Source organism: Kamptonema formosum PCC 10802 (assembly GCF_000332335.1).
Lineage (GTDB): Bacteria > Cyanobacteriota > Cyanobacteriia > Cyanobacteriales > Oscillatoriaceae > Oscillatoria.
On record NZ_KB235948.1, the window covers coordinates 6,476,852 to 6,496,139 of the forward strand.

17 protein-coding genes and 3 pseudogenes are annotated in these 19,288 nt (G+C 54.2%); 12 read left to right on the forward strand and 8 right to left on the reverse strand.

All coding sequences use genetic code 11. The features are described from left to right. The first annotated feature begins 9 nt into the window (after positions 1-9). Complete coding sequence (locus OSC10802_RS51395) at positions 10-186, forward strand: hypothetical protein (RefSeq protein WP_155968520.1); 177 nt, start codon at positions 10-12, stop codon at positions 184-186. A gap of 249 nt (positions 187-435) precedes the next feature. Here the strand turns inward: OSC10802_RS51395 and OSC10802_RS0128520 are convergent, their stop codons facing one another. Further along, the gene (locus OSC10802_RS0128520) at positions 436-2,748 is read right to left on the reverse strand and encodes an ATP-binding protein (RefSeq protein ID WP_017720187.1); all 2,313 of its coding nucleotides are present in this window, start codon (positions 2,746-2,748) and stop codon (positions 436-438) included. 305 nt (positions 2,749-3,053) lie between these two features. Next, entirely contained in the window at positions 3,054-3,770 is a 717-nt protein-coding gene (patR, locus tag OSC10802_RS0128525; RefSeq protein WP_017720188.1) for a heterocyst master regulator PatR, read from the reverse strand. A gap of 305 nt (positions 3,771-4,075) precedes the next feature. On the opposite strand from patR, the gene OSC10802_RS0128530 reads away from it, so the two are divergent. Continuing rightward, positions 4,076-5,392, forward strand: coding sequence for a pentapeptide repeat-containing protein (locus OSC10802_RS0128530; RefSeq protein WP_017720189.1), 1,317 nt, complete (start codon positions 4,076-4,078; stop codon positions 5,390-5,392). A 93-nt stretch (positions 5,393-5,485) separates the two neighbouring features. On the opposite strand, the gene OSC10802_RS0128535 is transcribed toward OSC10802_RS0128530, so the two are convergent. Both OSC10802_RS0128535 and OSC10802_RS0128545 read right to left on the reverse strand, forming a co-directional pair. Further along, the gene (locus OSC10802_RS0128535; protein WP_017720190.1) at positions 5,486-6,055 is read right to left on the reverse strand and encodes a hypothetical protein; all 570 of its coding nucleotides are present in this window, start codon (positions 6,053-6,055) and stop codon (positions 5,486-5,488) included. A gap of 478 nt (positions 6,056-6,533) precedes the next feature. Then, the gene (locus OSC10802_RS0128545; RefSeq protein ID WP_017720192.1) at positions 6,534-7,553 is read right to left on the reverse strand and encodes a Gfo/Idh/MocA family protein; all 1,020 of its coding nucleotides are present in this window, start codon (positions 7,551-7,553) and stop codon (positions 6,534-6,536) included. Between the two features lie 482 nt (positions 7,554-8,035). Here OSC10802_RS0128545 and OSC10802_RS0128550 point away from each other — a divergent pair, with 482 nt between their 5' ends. After that, a complete protein-coding gene (locus OSC10802_RS0128550; protein WP_017720193.1) occupies positions 8,036-8,335 on the forward strand; it encodes a ferredoxin in 300 nt (99 codons plus the stop codon). A 201-nt stretch (positions 8,336-8,536) separates the two neighbouring features. Continuing rightward, positions 8,537-8,667, forward strand: a pseudogene (locus OSC10802_RS54975) (RNA-guided endonuclease TnpB family protein); the annotation flags it as partial. Between the two features lie 5 nt (positions 8,668-8,672). Here the strand turns inward: OSC10802_RS54975 and OSC10802_RS54980 are convergent. Further along, positions 8,673-8,915 carry a hypothetical protein gene (locus tag OSC10802_RS54980; RefSeq protein ID WP_232731773.1) on the reverse strand — a complete coding sequence of 81 codons (243 nt, stop codon included), beginning with the start codon at positions 8,913-8,915 and terminating at the stop codon, positions 8,673-8,675. Positions 8,916-9,184: 269 nt separating this feature from the next. Between OSC10802_RS54980 and OSC10802_RS0128555 the strand changes: the two genes are divergently transcribed. Further along, positions 9,185-9,484 (forward strand): ferredoxin, encoded by a 300-nt coding sequence (locus OSC10802_RS0128555; RefSeq protein WP_017720194.1) that lies wholly within the window; start codon positions 9,185-9,187, stop codon positions 9,482-9,484. Between the two features lie 777 nt (positions 9,485-10,261). Further along, on the forward strand, positions 10,262-10,564 hold the full coding sequence (locus OSC10802_RS0128560) for a ferredoxin (RefSeq protein WP_017720196.1): 303 nt from the start codon (positions 10,262-10,264) through the stop codon (positions 10,562-10,564). Between the two features lie 497 nt (positions 10,565-11,061). Here OSC10802_RS0128560 and OSC10802_RS51405 read toward each other — a convergent pair whose 3' ends face one another. Beyond that, complete coding sequence (locus OSC10802_RS51405; protein WP_155968524.1) at positions 11,062-11,244, reverse strand: hypothetical protein; 183 nt, start codon at positions 11,242-11,244, stop codon at positions 11,062-11,064. 213 nt (positions 11,245-11,457) lie between these two features. Here OSC10802_RS51405 and OSC10802_RS0128570 point away from each other — a divergent pair, with 213 nt between their 5' ends. Further along, positions 11,458-11,760 (forward strand): ferredoxin, encoded by a 303-nt coding sequence (locus OSC10802_RS0128570; RefSeq protein ID WP_017720198.1) that lies wholly within the window; start codon positions 11,458-11,460, stop codon positions 11,758-11,760. A gap of 507 nt (positions 11,761-12,267) precedes the next feature. On the opposite strand, the gene OSC10802_RS0128580 is transcribed toward OSC10802_RS0128570, so the two are convergent. Continuing rightward, the gene (locus OSC10802_RS0128580; RefSeq protein ID WP_017720200.1) at positions 12,268-13,962 is read right to left on the reverse strand and encodes a SpoIID/LytB domain-containing protein; all 1,695 of its coding nucleotides are present in this window, start codon (positions 13,960-13,962) and stop codon (positions 12,268-12,270) included. Positions 13,963-14,305: 343 nt separating this feature from the next. On the opposite strand from OSC10802_RS0128580, the gene OSC10802_RS0128585 reads away from it, so the two are divergent. From OSC10802_RS0128585 to OSC10802_RS0128600, 5 genes and pseudogenes are all read left to right on the forward strand, one after another. Continuing rightward, positions 14,306-14,566 carry a sulfiredoxin gene (locus OSC10802_RS0128585; protein WP_017720201.1) on the forward strand — a complete coding sequence of 87 codons (261 nt, stop codon included), beginning with the start codon at positions 14,306-14,308 and terminating at the stop codon, positions 14,564-14,566. 128 nt (positions 14,567-14,694) lie between these two features. Further along, on the forward strand, positions 14,695-15,165 hold the full coding sequence (locus tag OSC10802_RS0128590) for a Dps family protein (RefSeq protein WP_044171751.1): 471 nt from the start codon (positions 14,695-14,697) through the stop codon (positions 15,163-15,165). Between the two features lie 527 nt (positions 15,166-15,692). Beyond that, positions 15,693-16,689, forward strand: a pseudogene (locus tag OSC10802_RS42240) (catalase); the annotation flags it as partial. A 3-nt stretch (positions 16,690-16,692) separates the two neighbouring features. Then, the gene (locus OSC10802_RS56205; RefSeq protein WP_304412234.1) at positions 16,693-17,037 is read left to right on the forward strand and encodes a catalase-related domain-containing protein; all 345 of its coding nucleotides are present in this window, start codon (positions 16,693-16,695) and stop codon (positions 17,035-17,037) included. Between the two features lie 252 nt (positions 17,038-17,289). After that, positions 17,290-17,946: a helix-turn-helix domain-containing protein gene (locus tag OSC10802_RS0128600; RefSeq protein WP_017720205.1), complete on the forward strand. Its 657-nt coding sequence runs from the start codon at positions 17,290-17,292 to the stop codon at positions 17,944-17,946. A 1,150-nt stretch (positions 17,947-19,096) separates the two neighbouring features. On the opposite strand, the pseudogene OSC10802_RS54985 reads toward OSC10802_RS0128600, so the two are convergent. After that, positions 19,097-19,288, reverse strand: a pseudogene (locus OSC10802_RS54985) (IS701 family transposase); the annotation flags it as partial.

Genomic DNA, 19,288 nt, shown 5'->3' on the forward strand with positions numbered 1-19,288 from the left:
GTTTTCACTGTGTGGTTTAAAAAGTGTCACATCAGCGTTCAAAGGCAGGGGCGCAGCCGGCAGATGGCCCTACTTGTCAGGCCGGTGGTGGCCCAGAAGGCAACAGGGGGAAATCGCTCAGTCTGGGTTTTTGGTGCCGGTGCGTTCCCCCCGGAAGAAGGCACCCGAACTGAGCCGTTAGATTAATAATGCTGCTTGCTGGGGAAAGCAGGCTCTGCCTCCCGAGGCCACTTCCCAGGCGGAGCCCGGGAACGAGGGGAAGAATGTAGGCTTTAAATTATACCACAGCAAAGCCTAACATGCCGGCGGTCAGTGATAGAGCGGTTTGCCAGAAACCCGGTTTCTTAAAGAAACCGGGTTTCTCAGCACCTCACAAAGGATGAAAAGCGCTATATTTCTTGAATTAGCGGTTGCGGTGGGTTCCCCTGCGGGGAACTACTGAGAGCGCGAAATTATACCACTTTGCAGAGTGAAATAAAAGGTGCTTCCCTGACCGAAAGTAGATTCCGCCCAAATTTCGCCGCCATGACGCTCAACAATTTTCTTCGCGATGGTCAGTCCTGCGCCGGTTCCGCCGCCATATTTGTCAGGTGCGTGAAGGCGCTTGAAGATGCGAAAAATGGTGTCGAGGTGTTTGTGGCGAATGCCAATGCCGTTGTCGCTGACATAGAAAACAATCGCCTGCTCTGGGTTGGCGCGGTCCGTTGCCTGCTGGGGTTCCAGAAAGCCAATCTCAATCCATTTTTCCGGCTTGTCGCTGTACTTAATAGCATTGGTTATCAGGTTATTGAACACCTCACCCACCCGAACCCGATCGCAGCGAATAGCGGGGAGAGATATGGGAATGCGGATGTCTACTTTCGCCTGCTCTATTCGGGGTTTCAAGATTTCTATAATCTGGCTCACCAATTTATTCAAGTCCGTCTCTTCCACCGAGAGGTCCACCCGCCCCACCCGAGAAAAATACAGCAGGGAGTCTATCAGGTTTTCCATACGCTGAGTGAGGCGAACCAGGGTTTTCAATTTAGAGACTCCCTCCTCATCCAGCTTGTCCGCATAATCTTCTATCAGGAAGCTAGAGTAGTTGTGAATGCCGCGCAAAGGTTCCTTCAAGTCATGGGATGCGATGTAAGCAAAAGAGTCCAGCTCGCTGTTGCTGCGTGACAGCTCTACATTTAACTTGGCGAGTTCATCGGCTTTGCGCAGCACAATACTAATAATAGCATTTCTCATCTCGATTGCCGCGTCAATTTCAGACTGCTTCCAAGGGAAAGACTTCAATCGAACCGTTTCTCGCCAGAGGTCAAAAGATTTGCGCGGAGACAGCCGCACCCTAGCGTCACTCCCGTCACTCCCCACTCCCACCAGCTTGTTAGGATTCCCCCCCCACTCCACAGTTTGAAGGACCTCAGGGCGGAACCACAAAACATAATTCTTCTGAGTTTTGGATATAGAAAGTGCCAGCAACCCGCAGGCGGCGTCTTTAAACTTCTCGGCTTCTGGATAAAGGCTGGGCAAAGAATCTGTATAAAATACGTCCTGGCTATCGGTGCGGTTCACCCATTCTATTAAGTGCTTAACCTCTGACTCTTGAGGCGTTACGCCAGCCAGGGCGCACTCGCCATCAAAATAAACGGCTGCGCCTCCAGCGCTCACCAAGTTCAGCAAAATATGCTGGTGCTTGACTGCGCCGGTAATAAAATTTTCTTCTGCCGACATAACCTCAAGGAATTTAGCCAGGATAGATTTCGCCTCAATCCTGTAATCGGCATCCTCACTTTCTTCTTTTGAGGCAATTTCTAATGACATGACCTGGCCGATAAATTCGCATGCTGTCCGCACTTCATAAGGAACGTACTTGGGAGACTGGTGGTGGCAAGCGATCAGCCCCCAGAGTTTGTTGTCTTTAATTAAAGATACAGACATGGAGGCGCTAACGCCCATGTTTTGCAGGTACTCTATATGAATGGGAGAGACACTCCTCAAAAAGGAGTAGCTGAGGTCGATCGGTAGATTGGAGATCGGATTATTGGCGGGAACAATTTCTACAGGTTGATAGGCGATGTCTGGGATTAGCCTAATCCAGTTTAAGCAGTACAGTCTTCGAGCTTGTTTGGGGATATCGGAAGCTGGGTAGCGCAAACCCAAGTAAGGGTTGAGACTTTCGAGCTTATCTTCCGCAATCACAGTTCCATGCCCCTCTCCGGGATCAAATCGATAGAGCATTACCCTGTCAAACCCAGTTAGCTTCCGCACTTCTTTTACTATAACCTGACACAGACTGTCAAGGTTTGCCGCTGCTTTTAGGGTGTAAATAGAGGATTTAATGGAGTGATATAAATTAGCGAAAGAAAGATTTTCTTTGGATAGCGAAGGCTCTATTTCCAGAATTACAGTCCCATCATCATTGCGGTGAACAGCGCCGTCAAAATTTAACTGCCTGTCTGTCAAGCTTACAGACAATTTGATGGGACTGACAGATGGCAATCCGGCTGGCGAAAGGGAGTCTTTCAGGCAATTTACCTGGGCTCCATCCAGAAAAACGTCCAAGGTCTTGCCGATCAAATCTTGCGGAGAAATTCCGAGAAAGCTAGAGGTATTATTGCTGACCTGCAAGATTTCTAGCTGCGGTTCTTTTAATACGAAAAGTCCCCCGTGAGGCTGGACGCAACCGGGAATGTGAATGGGTTCTTCGTCGCAGGCGGTCAAATCCATCTCTGGCACTTGGACATTTACGAGTTCGCTCATGTTGCGGGTTGCTTTCCAGCAGCTGTGAAGTGAGAGTATTATAGCCGGTTTCATCTGGGTGAAGTGCGCCCGAGAAACCAGGTTGGTTTAAGGCACCTGGTCTTTCAGCACCTCACTCCTGTGACAAACACTCAATAATTTTACACGACAAGCGGCTGTTTGAAAACATTCTGGGGGGTGAATTTGGAAAAAGCCGGCAGCGGTTGCCGGGAAAAGGGATAGAAAGCAACCCGCCGGAACGGGAGTGAGGGGAGCGAGCCGCCGGCGTTTGGGGAGGGGAGCGGGTGGGGGCTGGTGGCGGGGACTCAGAACTTTTTCTTCTTTTTGAAGAGGTTGGGGGGGGGTTCGTAAGGGGGGATTGTCCCGGGTTGGGCCGGCATTTGGCGGGGTGTCGATTTTTTCTCCGGCGGTTTGCCGCTCTTTTTCTTCTTGGCTTTTTTAGGTTCTTCGACAGGAGGGAGATCGAACACCACTTGAGCGATAAACGTGGCGTCCTCCAGGACGAGCTTGTTTCCCTCGCGGCACACGTCCAGATCCCAGAACTGGCCATTGACATTTCCGGGCAAGAACCCCTCAATACCCAAAGTGAAGGGCTGGTATTTTTTTCTCAGGGCTTTTTCCGGCGGGATGATATTGCGGTGGATGCGGACTGTGATAGTGCCGGTGTGGCTGTCTTGAGAGACGATCTCGCCGCGAACCGAGAAATAGTCTACGCCTTGGATATCGTCGATGGTTTGCCCTTCCATTGGCAGCCGCAAGGTTTTCAGCTGCATGTGCAGGTGGTTATCTAAAGTTCGTGGCCAAGCCACCCAGACGCGCTCTTGCTCGAGCAGCAGTTCTGGCTGCACCTTAGTGAGCCAGCCGGCATTCTCTGTGAGGTTAGCGGACATTACAGTGCCGTCATGCCCTAGCAGGGTGCCTCTGGTGATTTTGTTTTGGCTGGGCAGATAGCGCCCGCGCACGAGACCGATCGCCCGATACTCTAAGGGAGAGAAAGGGGGCAGCAAGACGGGGTTTGACATACGCAACTCGCTCCAATTTCCATATCTTCACTTATTTTCTGTCGCACCCAGGCACAATGGTCGAGTGGTTTTATCTCAGCAGTCCGATCCGGCATAATTTTTCCCCCCGCCAGCCGGCGGGCGGGGTTAGTTAAGATATTCTAAGTGCAAAGCTCAGCGCAAAATTTCCTCTAATCGCGCAATCGCGTCTGTTTCTGCCGGCTGTGCCGCCACCCGGCACCAGCTGTGGGGGGGCATGGAATGGCGCAAGCCTCCTCGCCTGTCCGACAGCGCGCACTCTTGTGAAAGCCCATATCGAGAGCCAGATGACACCCAAAAGCGATTCTTCCAAGTCCATCCCACCTGAGTCCAATCTAACGCTTGCCAGTCCGGGCGGTGCCGGTGGGGGAGATGAAGACGGGGACCCCACCAAGTCGGGAGCGGCTGTCGCCCCCACCGTGGCCATCGGGCCGCCTCCGGCTGGGCCCTCAACCCCCACCGCACAGGTGCCGGCTGGCGTTTGGAAGGCGAACCCGATTGCGGCTGTGCTGGCGGGAGCAGGTCTGGCGCTTCTGGGGGTGGCCATTAACAGTCCCTGGCTGGGACTGTCGGGTGCCTTCTTAGCGCTGCTGGTCTCCGTGGCGCTGATATGGCCCAAGGTGCTGTCGCTGCTGGCGGACTTGCTGTTGCCGCACCGGCTCTCCCTCGTCGTGGCCACTGTGGGGATAGCGGTGGCAACCTTGAGCTTCCTAAAGTTCCTGGGTATCTCCGAACGCCTGGCCAGTTGGAGCCGGCAGATTCAGTGGGATGCCTTCGGAAGCCTCGCCGAGTGGTTTGGAGCCCTCGGGCAAATCTTCATCGCCATTTTAGCGGTCTACATCGCTTGGCAGCAGTATGTGATTTCCCGCGACCTGACTCTGGAGCAAAACCGGCTGACGAGCCAGCAAAACACGCTCACCCAGCAGCAGACAATTGACGCCTACTTCCAGGGGATCTCCGATCTCGCCCTCGATGACGAGGGACTGCTAGAAGACTGGCCCCAGGAGCGAGCCTTTTCCGAAGGGCGCACTGCCGCCATTCTCGGCAGTGTGGACGCTGCCGGCAAAGCCAAAGTCCTGCGATTTTTGTCCGGGGCGAGATTGCTCACCCCCCTGAAGCGCGACCGGCATTTGGGACGCCCGATCCTCAACGGCAATGGGGGTTACGAGGAGGACCGCGACAGCGGCGTCCGCGTTATCGATCTCGGCGTCATGCTGGCGGGGGCGGATCTTTCTGGCACTGACTTGCGCTGGACAGAATTGAGCGACGCCAATCTGATCAGAGCCAAGCTCAAGGGGTGCGACTTGGTGAAAGCCAACCTCGCCCGCACGATCCTGTACGAAGCCAATCTTGCCGGTGCCGATCTCAAGGGGGCGCGCCTGTTTTACGGCGACGCTAAAACGGCAAGCCCCCGCAGCCGCACCGAATTGCCAAACTACAGTACGGGAGAGCACACCGGCGCTGTCATTGAGAGCGCTGACTTCAGCGCCGCGCTGCGGCTGTCTGACGAGCAGCGCTACTACTGCTGCGCTTGGGGCGGCTCTAACACCCGAGCCACCATTCCGGGGGGTTGCGAGGGCATTCCCAACAAACTGGGCCGGTAGCTCTAGGGTGAGTTCCGCGCTTGAACGCACCCAAATAGCCTGTTGGCAAAAGTGGCAGGCTCCCCGCAGACAGTGGTGACAGGATCTCCCCACTTAAGAGTCATGTTCCTCCGGCGGGAAAATGCCCCGCTTCTTGCGGGCTTCCATCGCTTTCTCCAGCATTTCTAGCAGTCCGGGCGCTTCTTCTTGCAGGGTGAGCAGCAGCCTCTCTCCGATTTCTTCATCCCCCGGATCTACGCCGGTTTCCATCACCTGTTGCAGGCGGGGCATCGCCACATCATCCACAATCTGAATCAAGCCACTCAGGCAGCGGTTGAACTGTCTTTCTGTTAAAATAGAATCTTCCAAGGGAAATTCAATAATCGCCCGAATTTCTCCATCCGATGGGTCGTACTCCCACTGGAGCATTTTCGTCTCCCAAGAGATGCACAGCATTGTCTGCAGGATAGCATCTTTATAAGGATGCTCGTGGACTCCTGACAGCACTTGTGGGGCGAAGAGCTTAAAAAATTCCCCGTCCTCATCCAGCTGGATCACGATCAGGAAGTCCTCTACATTTTCTGCATAAACTCCCGTAATAATTCGACTATTTTCTTCGTCTAGCTCATATTGCCAACCTTTTGTGTCCAGATAGCGGGCAATCTGTTGCAAAGTCGCCCCCATGAAAGCCTCCTGAGTAAAGAAACAAATTTTTATAACGCCAAGATGCCGGTTGCAGCTGTTCTGGGTTAGATGGCCAATTTTATTGGATCAAAAATACACGCGAATACAATTTGCCATGCGGTCGCCTGGTATGCTACAATGGAAAGGCGACAACTTCAACTCTACACTGCAAGCAGTCAGGCCGGTAAAATCACCTTGAATCCCGGTCAGGGATGGAAACAATCATAGCAAAATACTCTCCGCTCCCGTCAGCTGATTGCTGCCGTTTCGGAATCGGGCGCGGCAGAGAAAGGCGCAGGAATTGCCCCCTTGTTTCCCGCCTTCCTGGCTGTAGCCCGGTGCGGACAGATGCCGGCTGGGCCTGCGCCCAAGCCACAGGCTGCCAAAAAGCAGGCTGTGAGCGCCCGCAGTTCTCCTCCAGCAAGCATTTCCGTCACTTGGCACACAGCACCGGCAAGTGCGGGGAATTCACCCAAAGCTATTCGCCCACAGAGATAGTTTGGCCCGTTTCAGCTGACCGGCGGGCGGCATCAGCAACTTTCAGGCTGTGGGAGCTAGCGTTGGGTGTCACATACAGGGGCGCGCCCTCAATTAAATGGTCGAGCACCATTTTCGTGTCTTTGGCAAACATGCCCCGCCTCGGGCCCACTTCCACCGGCACGCTCTGATCGCCGCGCGCGATTCGCCCAACGTCGCCGTCAAAGATCAGGGTGCCGCGATCTCCGTGGGCTTCAAAGACGCGCTCTTCTTTCCAGAAGGTTTCGCCTTTGCCGTAAACGACGTCCGCGACAGCGCCGCTGGTGAAGCGCAACTGGGCAGCGCACAGACAGGCGGTGAAATAGGGCGGGTTTGCGGCGCGCCCGGGGGCGTCCCAAAACCGGGCCTGACAGCTGACTGTGGCCACAGTGCCAAACAGGTCTGTGAGCCGGTGGACTCGGGAAAGGGCACCGGCGAGGGGAAAGCCAAACAGGTCGGGCTGGTAAGTCCAGCGGCGGGGTGCAGGTCGCTGGGGGCTGAGGGTGCAGTAGCGGGCGTAAAAAACTTCCCCAAGTTCGGGCAAGGATTTTACTGCAGCTTGGTGCACCCCGCCGAGAAGTTCAATGTGCTCGACGTGCAGCAGCAAGCCGGCGCTCTCGGCCAAAGCAATCAGTGCAAAGGCCTCAGCGGGATCTAGGGAGAGGGGGTATTCCACCACCACATGCTTGCCTGCGTCCAGCGCCGCCCGGGCTATCGCGCCGTGATCCCGACTGACAGTAGAAACGATCGCCAGATCGAGATCCTCGCGCTCCACCAGCTTGCGCCAGGAGACGGCGGCTTCAGCCCCGAAGGTTTGGCTGAACGCCTCAGTTTTTTCTGGCGTGTGACCGGCAACCGCCACCAGAGTGGCTCTCGGATCGGCAAGCAAAGCTTCGGCACGCAGCTTGGCGGCGTAGCCGGTGCCGGCGAGCCCCACCCGAATGGGCGAGCCTAAGGCGGCAATTAAGGGTTTTTGAGGCATTTTTGGGCCTGGAGTGCGAGTTTTTGGGTTTGTGTGCCAGCTTCAGTCCCGTTTCCGGGATTCACGGGTCTTGACGTCTTTTTTCTTTTTTTCAATTCCTGGCAGGGATTTGTGCTAACCCATACAGCTGGGTTTGCATCATAGCACATTCCCCGACTGTGCTTGCATTCGACCGGGGGTGAAAATTGCCACACCCATGCACCAGCGCCTCCGGCGTCCAGTGGCACGGGCAGCACCCGGCGACACGGCCCCAGTCCGGGTGGGCCGGGCCACCCCACCAAGTATAAGCAATCCAGATTAAATTAGAAAAAGTTATAACTTTTCCCATTGGGAAAAGTGGCCACTCAGTGTTGCGGTGGGGATTTTTTCCCCTACTATCAAAAATGAAGCGCACCTAAGAGCGTGCCGCCGGCTTAAATCTCGCCCGCGAGCCAGCATTAGGTAAACTTATAATTTACGCGATGACTTGAGAGGAACGCTGCATGGCAACGTACAAGGTGACGTTAATCAACGAAAAAGAAGGGCTCAACGAAACGATTGAAGTGCCCGACGACGAGTACATTCTGGATGCTGCAGAAGCTGCTGGACTGGATCTGCCCTACTCCTGTCGCGCCGGGGCTTGCTCCACCTGTGCCGGCAAGATCAAAGAGGGCACAGTAAACCAGACTGACCAGTCTTTCTTGGATGACGATCAAATTGAAGCTGGCTATGTCTTGACCTGCGTTGCATACCCCACATCTGACTGCACCATCGCAACTCACCAAGAAGAAGAACTGTACTAAAAGTGTTCCCTCCCGGGCGCGAAAGGACGAAAGTCCACTCCCGCCCCTTGTCTTTCAGCCCCCACGCCGACAGGGATGAGCACCCGCCGTAAAGCCTTGAGTCTTTATACGGATGCCATCTTTGACCCCGGCAGGGAATCCTACTGTATAGAGACTTCTGGAGCGGGGGCGTCGTGGGGCGTCCCTGATTCCTTTTGATACCTCTCGCGAGACTGGAATGGCGATCGCGTGGGATGTTCCTGAAAGTTCTGGGGGATATGGCCTCTATCACTTTTAACGGTGATAGTGCCATCGTTGCACTGTCCGGAGATTCCCGGACAAATGTCGCGTAAATTTATCAGAAATTCTTCCCTTTCTGGCAAGGGAAGGAACAAACTAGCGCCAGCGTTCGCTCCCTCACCCACAGCTGCGCCGCAGTCGGTGCACCCAAAAATTGCCAGCTGCGCCGAATGGTGATACAATGCAGGTTCTGCGCTCTGAGTGCCGGCAGAGCATAAGCTGAGAGCAGGGGGGCTCGCTCGATCCATTTTGCCTGGGCTGTGACAGCCAGGTGGACGGGTGCCGGGCTCCTAGAAGGCACCTGGAAGCGCTACGCAGCCTACGACAAGGCCCCAGTACGGGCGGGCCCAGGCCATACAGCCCCCGAACGTATAAGCAATTGAGATTAAATTAGAAAAAGTTATAACTTTTCCCATTGGGAAAATCTGTGTGCTGAGTGTTGCCAGGTGGAGCTTTTCCCGTACTATAAGAAATGTGGCGCACCTAAAAGCATGCCGCCGGCTTAATCGGGCCTTGGAGCAGCCATTAGGGAAATTTATACTTTACACGATGACTTGAGAGGAGCACTGCATGGCAACTTACAAGGTTACGTTAATCAACGAAGCAGAAGGTCTGAACACGACCATTGAAGTACCCGAGGATGAGTTCATTCTGGATGCGGCTGAGGAGCAAGGGCTGGATCTGCCCTACTCCTGTCGCGCCGGTGCTTGCTCCAGCTGTGCTGGTAAGATCGCAGAGGGGACAGTGGATCAGTCTGATCAGTCTTTCTTGGATGACGAGCAAATTGAAGCTGGGTATGTCTTGACCTGCATTGCATACCCCACCTCTGACTGCACCATCATAACTCACCAAGAAGAGGGACTGTACTGAAGAGTGCCCCACACCGGGCGCGAAAGGAAGAAAGTCCACTCCCGCCCCTTGTCTTTGGCACCCCACGCCGACAGGGATGAGCACCCGCCGCAACGCTTTGAGTTTTTAAACGGATGCCTTCTTTGACGCCGGCTCTTAATTCAACTGTATAGACACTTCTGGAGCGGGGGCGTCGTGGGACGTCCCTGATTCCTTTTGGTATCTTTTAACGGCGAGTCAACTGGCAATGCCCAGAGGAGTCGCCCACCTGCTATGGCTGGGCTCAGATAGAGCACAAGGCTTTTTGATTCCTGCGCCCATGTCACGCTCAGCTTACAAACTAGCGCCAGCTTTCGCTCCCTCACCCACTGCTGCCCCGCAGTCGGTGCACCCAAAACTTGCCGAGTGCGCCAAAAGGTGATAAAATATAGCATCTGCGCTCTGAGTGCCGGCACAGCAGAAGCTCAGAGACAGCGGGCTCGCTCGACCCATTTTGCCTGGGCTGTCGCAGCCGGCTCGACGGGTGCCCGGCACCTGGAAGCGGCGCGCACCCCACGACACGGCCCCAGTGCGGGCGGGCCCGGGCCACCACACGAACGATAAGCAATCAAGATTAAATTAGAAAAACTTATAAGAAATCCCATTGGGACAAGTGCCCGCGCTCGTGTTGCGGTGCCGATTTTTTCCCGTACTATCAAAAATGAAGCGTACCTGAGAGCGTGCCGCCGGCTTAATCGGGCCTTGGAGCAGCCATTAGGGAAATTTATACTTTACCCAATGACTTGAGAGGAACACTGCATGGCAAAAACTTACAAGGTTACGTTAATCAACGAAAAAGAAAGGCTGAACGAGACGATTGATGTGCCCGAGGACGAGTACATTCTGGATAGTGCTGAGAAAGCTGGACTGAAGCTGCCCTACACCTGTCGCGCCGGTGCTTGCTCCACCTGTGCGGGGAAGCTCGTTTCAGGGACAGTCGATCAGACGGACCAGTCTTTCTTGGATGACGAGCAAATTGAAGCGGGGTATGTCTTGACCTGCGTTGCATACCCCACCTCTGACTGCACCATTGAAACTCACCAAGAAGATGAACTGTACTAAACGTATTCCCTCCCTCCGCGCGCCCAAGAAATTCAGCCCGGATGATCTCACCTGGCAAAACTTTAAGTCTTTAAACGGAAGCCTTCTTTAACCGGCGCTCTTAATTGAATTTTTCAGAGACTTCCGGAGCCGGTTCGTCCTGTGGCGTCCCCGATTTTTTCCTGTCCTGTCAGGTAAATTTGCGGATCTCCGGATGAATCGTCTATCTGCAATCCTGGCGCTCAGATCAATTAATGGCCTGCGCCACCTCTAGACTGACGCGCCACAGCAAGGGCGAAGGGATACCCCAGCCCTGCATCAGGGAGCCCGACTAATGGGAAAGTCGTAAAATTGTCAGGCTGAACGTCAGGCTGAACAAAGCGAAGCAATATTCGGTTAAATACTTACACTATATCAGAACTGAGCGCTAGCTAGGGTTGTATTATAGCATAAAAGTAATTAAAAGTAATTAAACGAACTTAATGTCAAGTGACCTGCTTGGGGGCTTGGCGCGCCTGTCAGGGAAGAAACAGCGCCGGGTGCCGGTGGCCAGCTCCCTGACCCAGAGCGCTGGCGCGCTTGCGTGCCGGCACAGCAGAAGCCAAAAATGCCGGTCGCGCTTTGCGCCGGTGGGACTGACGCCGGCCTGTTCGCGGGACATGCCCCAGGACACGGCCCCAGTCCGGGCTGGCCAGGGCCACACAGCCCCGAACGTATAAGCAATTGAGATTAAATTAGAAAAAGTTATAACTTTTCCCGTTGGGAAAATCTGCGCCCTGAGTGTTGCCAGGTGGATCTTTTCCCGTAATATCAGAAATGTTGCGCACCTAAAAGCATGCTGCCGGCTTAATCGGGCCTTGGAGCAGCCATTAGGTAAATTTATACTTTACGCGATTACTTGAGAGGAACAGTGCATGGCAAAAACTTACAAGGTTACGTTAATCAACGAAGCTGAAGGGCTGAACACGACCATTGAAGTGCCCGACGACCAGTACATTGTGGATGCTGCTGAGGAACAAGACATCGATCTGCCCTACTCCTGTCGCGCCGGTGCTTGCTCCACTTGTGCTGGCAAGCTCAAAGAGGGGACAGTGGACCAGTCCGACCAGTCTTTCTTGGATGACGACCAAATTGAAGCTGGGTTTGTCTTGACCTGCGTTGCTAAGCCCACCTCTGACTGCACTATCCTCACTCACCAAGAGGAAGAAATCTCGTAAAGAGTTGTCCCCACCGAGCGCGCAAGGGAAGAAATTCAACTCGCGTCCCTTGTCTTCTAGACCGCACCATACAGGGACGATCTCCCACTGCAATCGTTTGAGTCTTTAAACGGATGTCTTCTTAGACCGGCACTGGGAATTGAATTTTTTTCTGGCTTCAGGAGCGGGGGCGTCGTGTGGCGTCCCCGATTCTTTTGGCCCTCCTTTCAGAGCCGTTTAATAATATCCGGATGAATCGCTCATCTGCAAGTCTTGAGGGCCGGGTTGTAAATCTGAGAGGCCGGGCTGCTTTGGGCTGGAATAGAACGCCGGTTTTCCCCGTCAAATGCCAGCTTAGCTCCCGAAAGGGCAGCCAAACCGCACCGGAACTCCCGAGCGTATCTTGCCATACCAGAAACCGGGTTTCTTTGCAAGGGAGCAGCGAAAATTTAGCCTTCTAGCCGGCGGTCTGCCACCGGCGACGGCCCCCGGTTTGGCAGTGCACAGGAGCAATACAAGACTCGCTCTCTAGAACTGCGGGTCGCGCCAAAAGGTAATCGAATCGCTAAGCGGAAGGATTTGGGTGCCCGGATAGTAGAAGCTGAGAATGCGCTCGCTGGGCCACCCCATTTTAGCGAGCTTGTAAGAGCCGATTTGACTCATGCCGACGCCATGCCCGAATCCCCCGCCAACAAAAGCGTAGCCCTTCAGGCTTTTGCTGTCCTTGCTGTCCTTGCTGTCCTTTTTGTACACCGGCTCGACATAGAACAGAGTGCTCAAAGGCGCATAAAAAGCCCTGAGAATCTCGTCTTTTTCCAGTTCAACAGTGCCTGCGTCGGTTTGCACTGTCATGTTCAGAGCCCGACCGCTTCTGGAGCGCTGCACCACCTGGATCTGCTGAATAGTTTTAAAGTTGGCCAGGGGATGTTTTTTATCCTCCAGATAGCGCCTCAAGTCTTTGTTCATATTTTCCAGAGAGCTCTCCTCGCGCCAGCGGAATAGCTCCTTGCCTTCCTCATTAAATCCCTTCTTGAGGCTGATAAACCGCCGGAAGTTCTCTTCGTTTTCTAAACTCTGGCCCGACAGGTCCCAAACATTGCTAGTAGGGGCGTCTATCACGGTTTGCAGGTAAGGGCGCTCCGGACCGTGCCAGATGTCGCTAAAGGGAGCGGTGACGCCGCCGCTAGTTGAATAGTACAGGGCGTCAACCAGCTCGTTTTTATAGGTCAGCACCTTGCCGGCGGTGGCGGCGACTGCTCGGTCGGCATCCGCCCAAGTGCCGGTCAGTCCTTTATAAACCTGGCAGTTCGTATTAGCACATATCTGGTAGCCATCGGTGGCAAACCGGCGCAAGTTCCGCAGCACATAGGTGCGAGCCAGAATGGCCTGCGCTTCTACCGACGCATAGGGGGCCTCGCCCCCTATCTCATGGGGGACGACGCCGCGCAGATAGGTTTCTAGCGGCACTTGGTTCACCAGGGTGTAGGTGCCATAGGCGTTTGGCTGCAGGCGCAGAATTCCTGGATACAGGCGCTCCGACTTTTTGTCTTTGCCTTCCTTGAACTGAATCCTGCCGGTGCCGGCGGTTATCTCCAACTGCGGTGCGCTGTAGCGCTTGCCGCTCACAGTCCAAGTCGGTGCCGGTGCCTGCTCAACGATGTTCGTCTCCAGGTATGCCTTTTTATCCCCCTGCGCTTGCAGGCTCTGCAGCAGCAACCGCCGCACCAAGGGGCTGCTGTATGCGTCGCGCTTGGCCCACACCTGCCACCGGCGCGGTTGGGCAATTTCTACCTCAATCCCTTTGGCCCGCCACTGGGTTGCTGTTTCTTCCGCACTCTCAAAGCTGCGGTAGGTGCCCAGCACCAGGCGCTCGTCCACCCCCTTTGAGGGCAGCGGCTCCATCTGGATTTCCAGCTTGACTTCGCTGGCTTTTACAGACACCGGCTCACCGTTGCTGTTGAAGTTCAGCGTCAGCCGGTCTCCCCACCGCGCTTTCAGCGTCAGCTCGTCGTTTGGTTTCGCCCCGAAACGCTGCACCACCCCCACTTGCAGCTCTATATCTCTGGGCGTCTGCGCCGGCGCGAGGCTGCCGGTCAGTCCCAGCAGCCACAATGACGAAATCGCGGTTCCTGACAGATAGGTTAACCACTTGCCGGTGCTGGCGCGGCGCTTGGGTTGGATTGGCACAACAATCTGCGTCAAGGCGTCACCTGTTTGCTGCATGGACTGTCTCACAAAAACCCTTCTTTGGATAGAAGGGGGATTCCTGGGGCGCTCTCACACCACCTTAATATAAATTAAACGCTTGCGGCAAGATGCATGCGCTGTGTCTCCTGTAACACTCCCCTCCCAAGTTCTGCTGAAAAATCAGCCCACCCCAATGCTCGGCCACCGGCTGCCGGTGGCGCGTTACAGGCATTATACGCCACCAGCACTTAAATTTTCCCTAAATTCATTAAACGGATAACAGGCCCGGCTTTCTCCGGTCAGGATTTCTTGACTGCCGCTGGGCAAGTTGAAGTCATTACGAGTATGATTAAGAGAGATGAGGAGATGGAGATGGGCCATGAGGATTGAGGAAATTCCCCTAAAAGAGATTCGCCGCCCCCTGCCGAGAGAGAATGACCAAGCCAAGGTAGCCGCCTTGATGCAGTCCATTAAAGAAATCGGACTGCTCGAACCGATTGATGTCCTGGAAGTCGATGGACAGTTCTACGGCTTTTCTGGCTGCCACCGGTTCGAGGCAGTGCAGCGCCTGGGTTACGAGACGATTCGCTGCAAAGTCCGCCGCGCCACCCGTTCCGTGCTCGCCAGCCACCTGGCCTGAGATCCCGCGATGCGGCTGGCGGGCCGGTCATGCAAATTAGAAGCAGACTATTTCAGCGCCGCCAGCCACACAAGCCGGTGAACTTTATAGTGAAAAGAGACAACCTTATTCAGCTTCAAAACAAATCCATGAAAATAGACATCGGAATTGACGAAAAGACGAGATATGAAATTGCCGAGGGGCTGTCGAGGCTCCTGGCTGACACCTACACGCTATACCTCAAAACACATAACTTTCACTGGAACGTCACCGGCCCAATGTTCCAAACCCTGCACCTGATGTTTGAGACGCAGTACACCGAACTGAGCGCAGCAGTGGACGTGATTGCCGAGCGGATCAGGGCTTTGGGCTTTCCCGCGCCCGGCACTTACAGCGACTTCACCCGGTTAAGCTCGATTCAAGAGACTGCCGGTGTGCCCAAAGCAGAGGAGATGATCCGGCTGCTTGTGGAAGGGCAAGAAGCCGTAGTGCGGACTGCGCGGTCAATTTTCCCCAAAGTGGATGAGGCCAATGACGAGCCCACCGCAGACTTGCTGACCCAGCGGATGCAAGTGCACGAAAAAACCGCCTGGATGCTCAGAAGCTTGCTACAAGAGTAAAAACCAGCCAGCTTAAGTTTCAGGTGTCAGGTGTCGCGTGGTATCCAGAAACCCGGTTTTAAAGAAACCGGGTTTCAAAAGCCCTTACCCTTAGAAGCCTTATCCCTCGTTCCCAGGCCGTGCCTGGGAACGCGCCTCTGAAGGCTCTGCCTCCTTTTTTCAATAAGCATATTAAAAGCGTAACAGCTTACCATACCCTTAGAAGCCTTGGCTGCTGAGAAGTTTTACTCATGGGCACAAGTCCGGAAGTTCCGATTTTTTCCAAACTTTTATTGACATTTTACCCTTTATAATGTAAAGACTGTCTCATAGTAAAACGGGATTTAAAGTGGTAAATTATTTCTTAAGCCGGCCTAACCTGTGCGGCTCACCGGCTCAAGCAGTCGGAAGTAAAAACACCTATAGCGCAAGCAGACATGACAGAAGAAAAGAAAGAACTGACAACAAGTGGGGGAATCCCGGTCAGCGACAACCAGAACTCCCTGACGGCGGGAAATCCTGGCCCGATTTTGCTCTAGGACTTCTACTTGCTAGAAAAACTGGCGCACTTTAACCGCGAGCGGATTCCAGAACGAGTTGTTCACGCCAAAGGTGCGGGAGCGGGCGGATACTTCGAGGTAACAGCAGACGTCAGCCAGTGGACAAAAGCCAAATTCCTAGAAACAGTTGGCAAGCAGACGCCGGTATTCGTGCGGTTTTCCACGGTGGGCGGTGAAAAGGGCTCCTCCGACACAGCGCGGGACCCGCGAGGGTTTGCGGTGAAATTTTACACCGAAGAAGGGAACTACGACATCGTGGGCAATAACACGCCGGTGTTTTTCATCCGCGACCCGATGAAGTTTCCGGATTTAGTCCACAGCCAGAAGCGGAATCCCCAAACCAATTGCAAAGATCCAAACGCCATCTGGGACTTTTTCTCTCTGACTCCAGAATCCACTCACCAGGTAACGATTCTCTATTCAGATCGCGGCACGCCCAAGTCTTACCGGCACCGGATTCAGCAGCCACACCTTCAAGTGGATTAATGCTGAAGGAAAAGGGGTGTGGGTGAAATATCACTTCAAAACTGAACAGGGAGTTGAGAATTTAACGGGCGAAGAGGCAACTCGGGTGTCGGGAGAGGACCCGGATTCCGCAACGCGAGACTTGTTCAATGCCATCGCCGCCGGCGAATCCCCCGCCTGGAAGGTCTGCGTGCAGATTATGCCGGAAGAAGACGCCGCGACCTACCGCTTCAATCCCTTCGACCTCACAAAGGTGTGGTATTATAAAGATTATCCGCTGATTCCCATAGGCCGGCTGGTGCTGAACCGCAATCCAGAGAATTACTTTGCGGAAGTGGAGCGGGTGGCTTTTTCGCCATCTAATATAGTTCCCGGAATCGGATTCTCGCCAGATAAAATGCTGCAAGGACGCCTGTTTGCCTATCCAGACGCCCACCGCTATCGCTTGGGGGCGAACTTTGCCTCCCTGCCGGTCAACTGCCCGCACGCCCGCAAGGCGATAAACTACCAGCGAGATGGCGCTATGCGGTTTGATGACAATGGGGGCAGCAGCGCCAACTACGAGCCTAACAGTTTTGCCGGCCCTACGGAAGTGCCGGCATATAAAGAGCCGGCAGTGGCGGTTGCCGGTGTGGCGGACCGCATTCCATTTCACCGCGACGATAGTGATTTCGCACAAGCCGGTGCGCTCTATCGCGTGCTGAAAGAAGATGAAAAAGCTCGGCTTGTGGAGAATATTGTCGGTGCGATGAAGCCGGCGTTGCGGGAAATCCAGCTGCGGCAAATCTCGCACTTCTACAAAGCCGATCCTGACTGCGGCACCCGTGTCGCTGAGGGGCTTGGCATCGATATCCAAGAAGTGCTGTAACTCTCTCTCTTTAGATCGCAGCACCAGTTTAGCAATGCGGCTGGCGCTTCCCGATCCAGAAGTAGCGTTCCTGGGGAGCGCTACAAACGATACTGAGAAACCCGGTTTCTTAAAGAAACCGGGTTTCTGAGCGAACCGCTATAATAGAAACTTTGGATTTAAAATTTTGGATGCCCGGATTTAAACCCCGGACATCGAGGGGTTTTCGGCGGGCGGAAAAAATACTGTCTATCTCAAGTTGGTATAAGTAAAATGGCCCAATCTGCGAGTCCGGATCACACCGCTCAGTTGCAGCGCCTGATGCAGCAGGCGGGGTTTTCCAGTTTGAAGGCGCTCAGTGAAAAAGCTGGAGTGTCGCAGCTGCAGCTGATTCGGCTGCGGCGGGGGCTGGCGGTGCAGACGCGAGTCGATATCCTGCTGAAAATTAGTTCGGCGCTGGGGATTTCCCTGACGGAGTTGCTGGCGGCGTTTTCGGATGTGGCACCGGCACCGTCAGAGGATGCGGCGCTGCTGCAGGAGTGCCGGCGTTTGCAAGCTCAACTGGAGCTGCAGCGAGAGTCTTTGCTGCAGGAGTTCGTGCTCTCTAGCGTGCAAGTGCTGGAATCCTGGATGCTGCAATGGCCAACAGCAGCTCGGGCGGCGCAGCAAAAATCAGACTTGCCGGCGGCGAGATTGCTGCCCCTGGTGCGCCCGGTGGAGCAGCTGCTGCAGCAGTGGGGGGTGGAGGCGCTCGTGCCGGTGGGAGAAAAAGTGCCTTACGATCCCCAGTGGCACCAGCTGATGGAGGGAACTGCCCAGCCAGGAGAGCCGGTGCTGGTGCGCTACACCGGCTACCGCCAAGGGGACAAACTTCTTTTCCGCGCTAGGGTTAGTCCTTTGAAGGGAGAAGAAAAAAGCAACAAGAAATGAGGAGAGCGCCATCTCCGTGAGAAACGCTTAGAAACCAGGTTTCGCCGAAGTTGCCTGGTTTCTCTGTCCCCCAAGGAGCCTGGGAATGAGAATAAACGTTTTTGAACAGGCTCTGGGGTTGCGGGGCAAAGGGACCGGCAGCTGGTGCTGAGATAGTTTACGATTAAATGATTTTCACAAAATACCGAGTCAAGACCGGTTTTGTATATATGCTTTCTTCCGGATATTAGGAAATATTGCCTGATGGGGCGCTGACTGCTGGGGCCAATCGGCTTTTCGTGGCCCACCTGACCCCCGATCGTGGCCTCCGGAACCGGCACTCCACTCCCCGACCGGGCAACACGGCCATTTTTTGTGCGCCCTAACTGGAAATTCTATAATTTCCGATTAAATGATTTTCACAAATACCCGGATCTAGACGGGTTTTGTATATATGCTTTCTTCCGGATATTAGGAAATAGATGTTTGGGGTGTGAAGTTATAGCAGTATGCACTTAGGTTAGAACATTAGACCTTCAGGCTCGGCGGACGCCGTACATACGTCTATAGAGCAGTAAGCATTTAGGAAACCTACATTTCGGCCTCCCTTGCTCCCCGGCTCCCGAAGCTTCTATTGTTCTAACCAATATGACTGCTGGTATAGCGTTAATAAGGAACGGCCAAGACGCAGAGAGCGCCAAGAAAGAAGAGGGAGTTGCCCCCGGAAAACCGCCATTTCAGCCAAGGGGTGTAAAATACTTACACCTGTGAGGGGCGAGTGGGGGGAGGCTCCGCCTCCGAGTTCTCGTCTGCCATAAGGAGGCGGGGAACGAGACTATCCCTCTTTTGTCACTCTAGGCAGAAGAAAAGTAATATTGCAACTGCTGGCCGTTTACGGAAATAGCCGGGGGAAAGAAATTCATTAGAGAAATTAAGCGAGTCAAGCCTAAAGTTAACTGAGGGATAGGGAAAACCTTTAACCAAGGCTTGATAAGATTAAAACAGACTAGAGAGAGAAGGGAGCATCCCATTTTTGTAATCCCCCTCACCCCCAACCCCTCTCCCACAAGGAGAGAGGGGAGAAATCTTTATTTTTTCCCCCTCTCTCGCCCTGGGAGAGGGGGGTTAGGGGGGTGAGGGTAAAAATCTTTGTAAAAAGGGGATGCTCCCGAGGGATAAGAATTAAGCGCAGATTGTTCAAAAGATTTTTCCAGCTTTCTTTTTCGTCCCATTGCTGATGTTGAGGAAATCTTTAGTGAACAGGACTTGGGGGATTCAGGCAAAACTTCGACCCTTTTTGACTAGAGGCAGCATAAAGACTGACCATTAAATAGGCGCTCTCTACTATTTCCCACCATTTTTC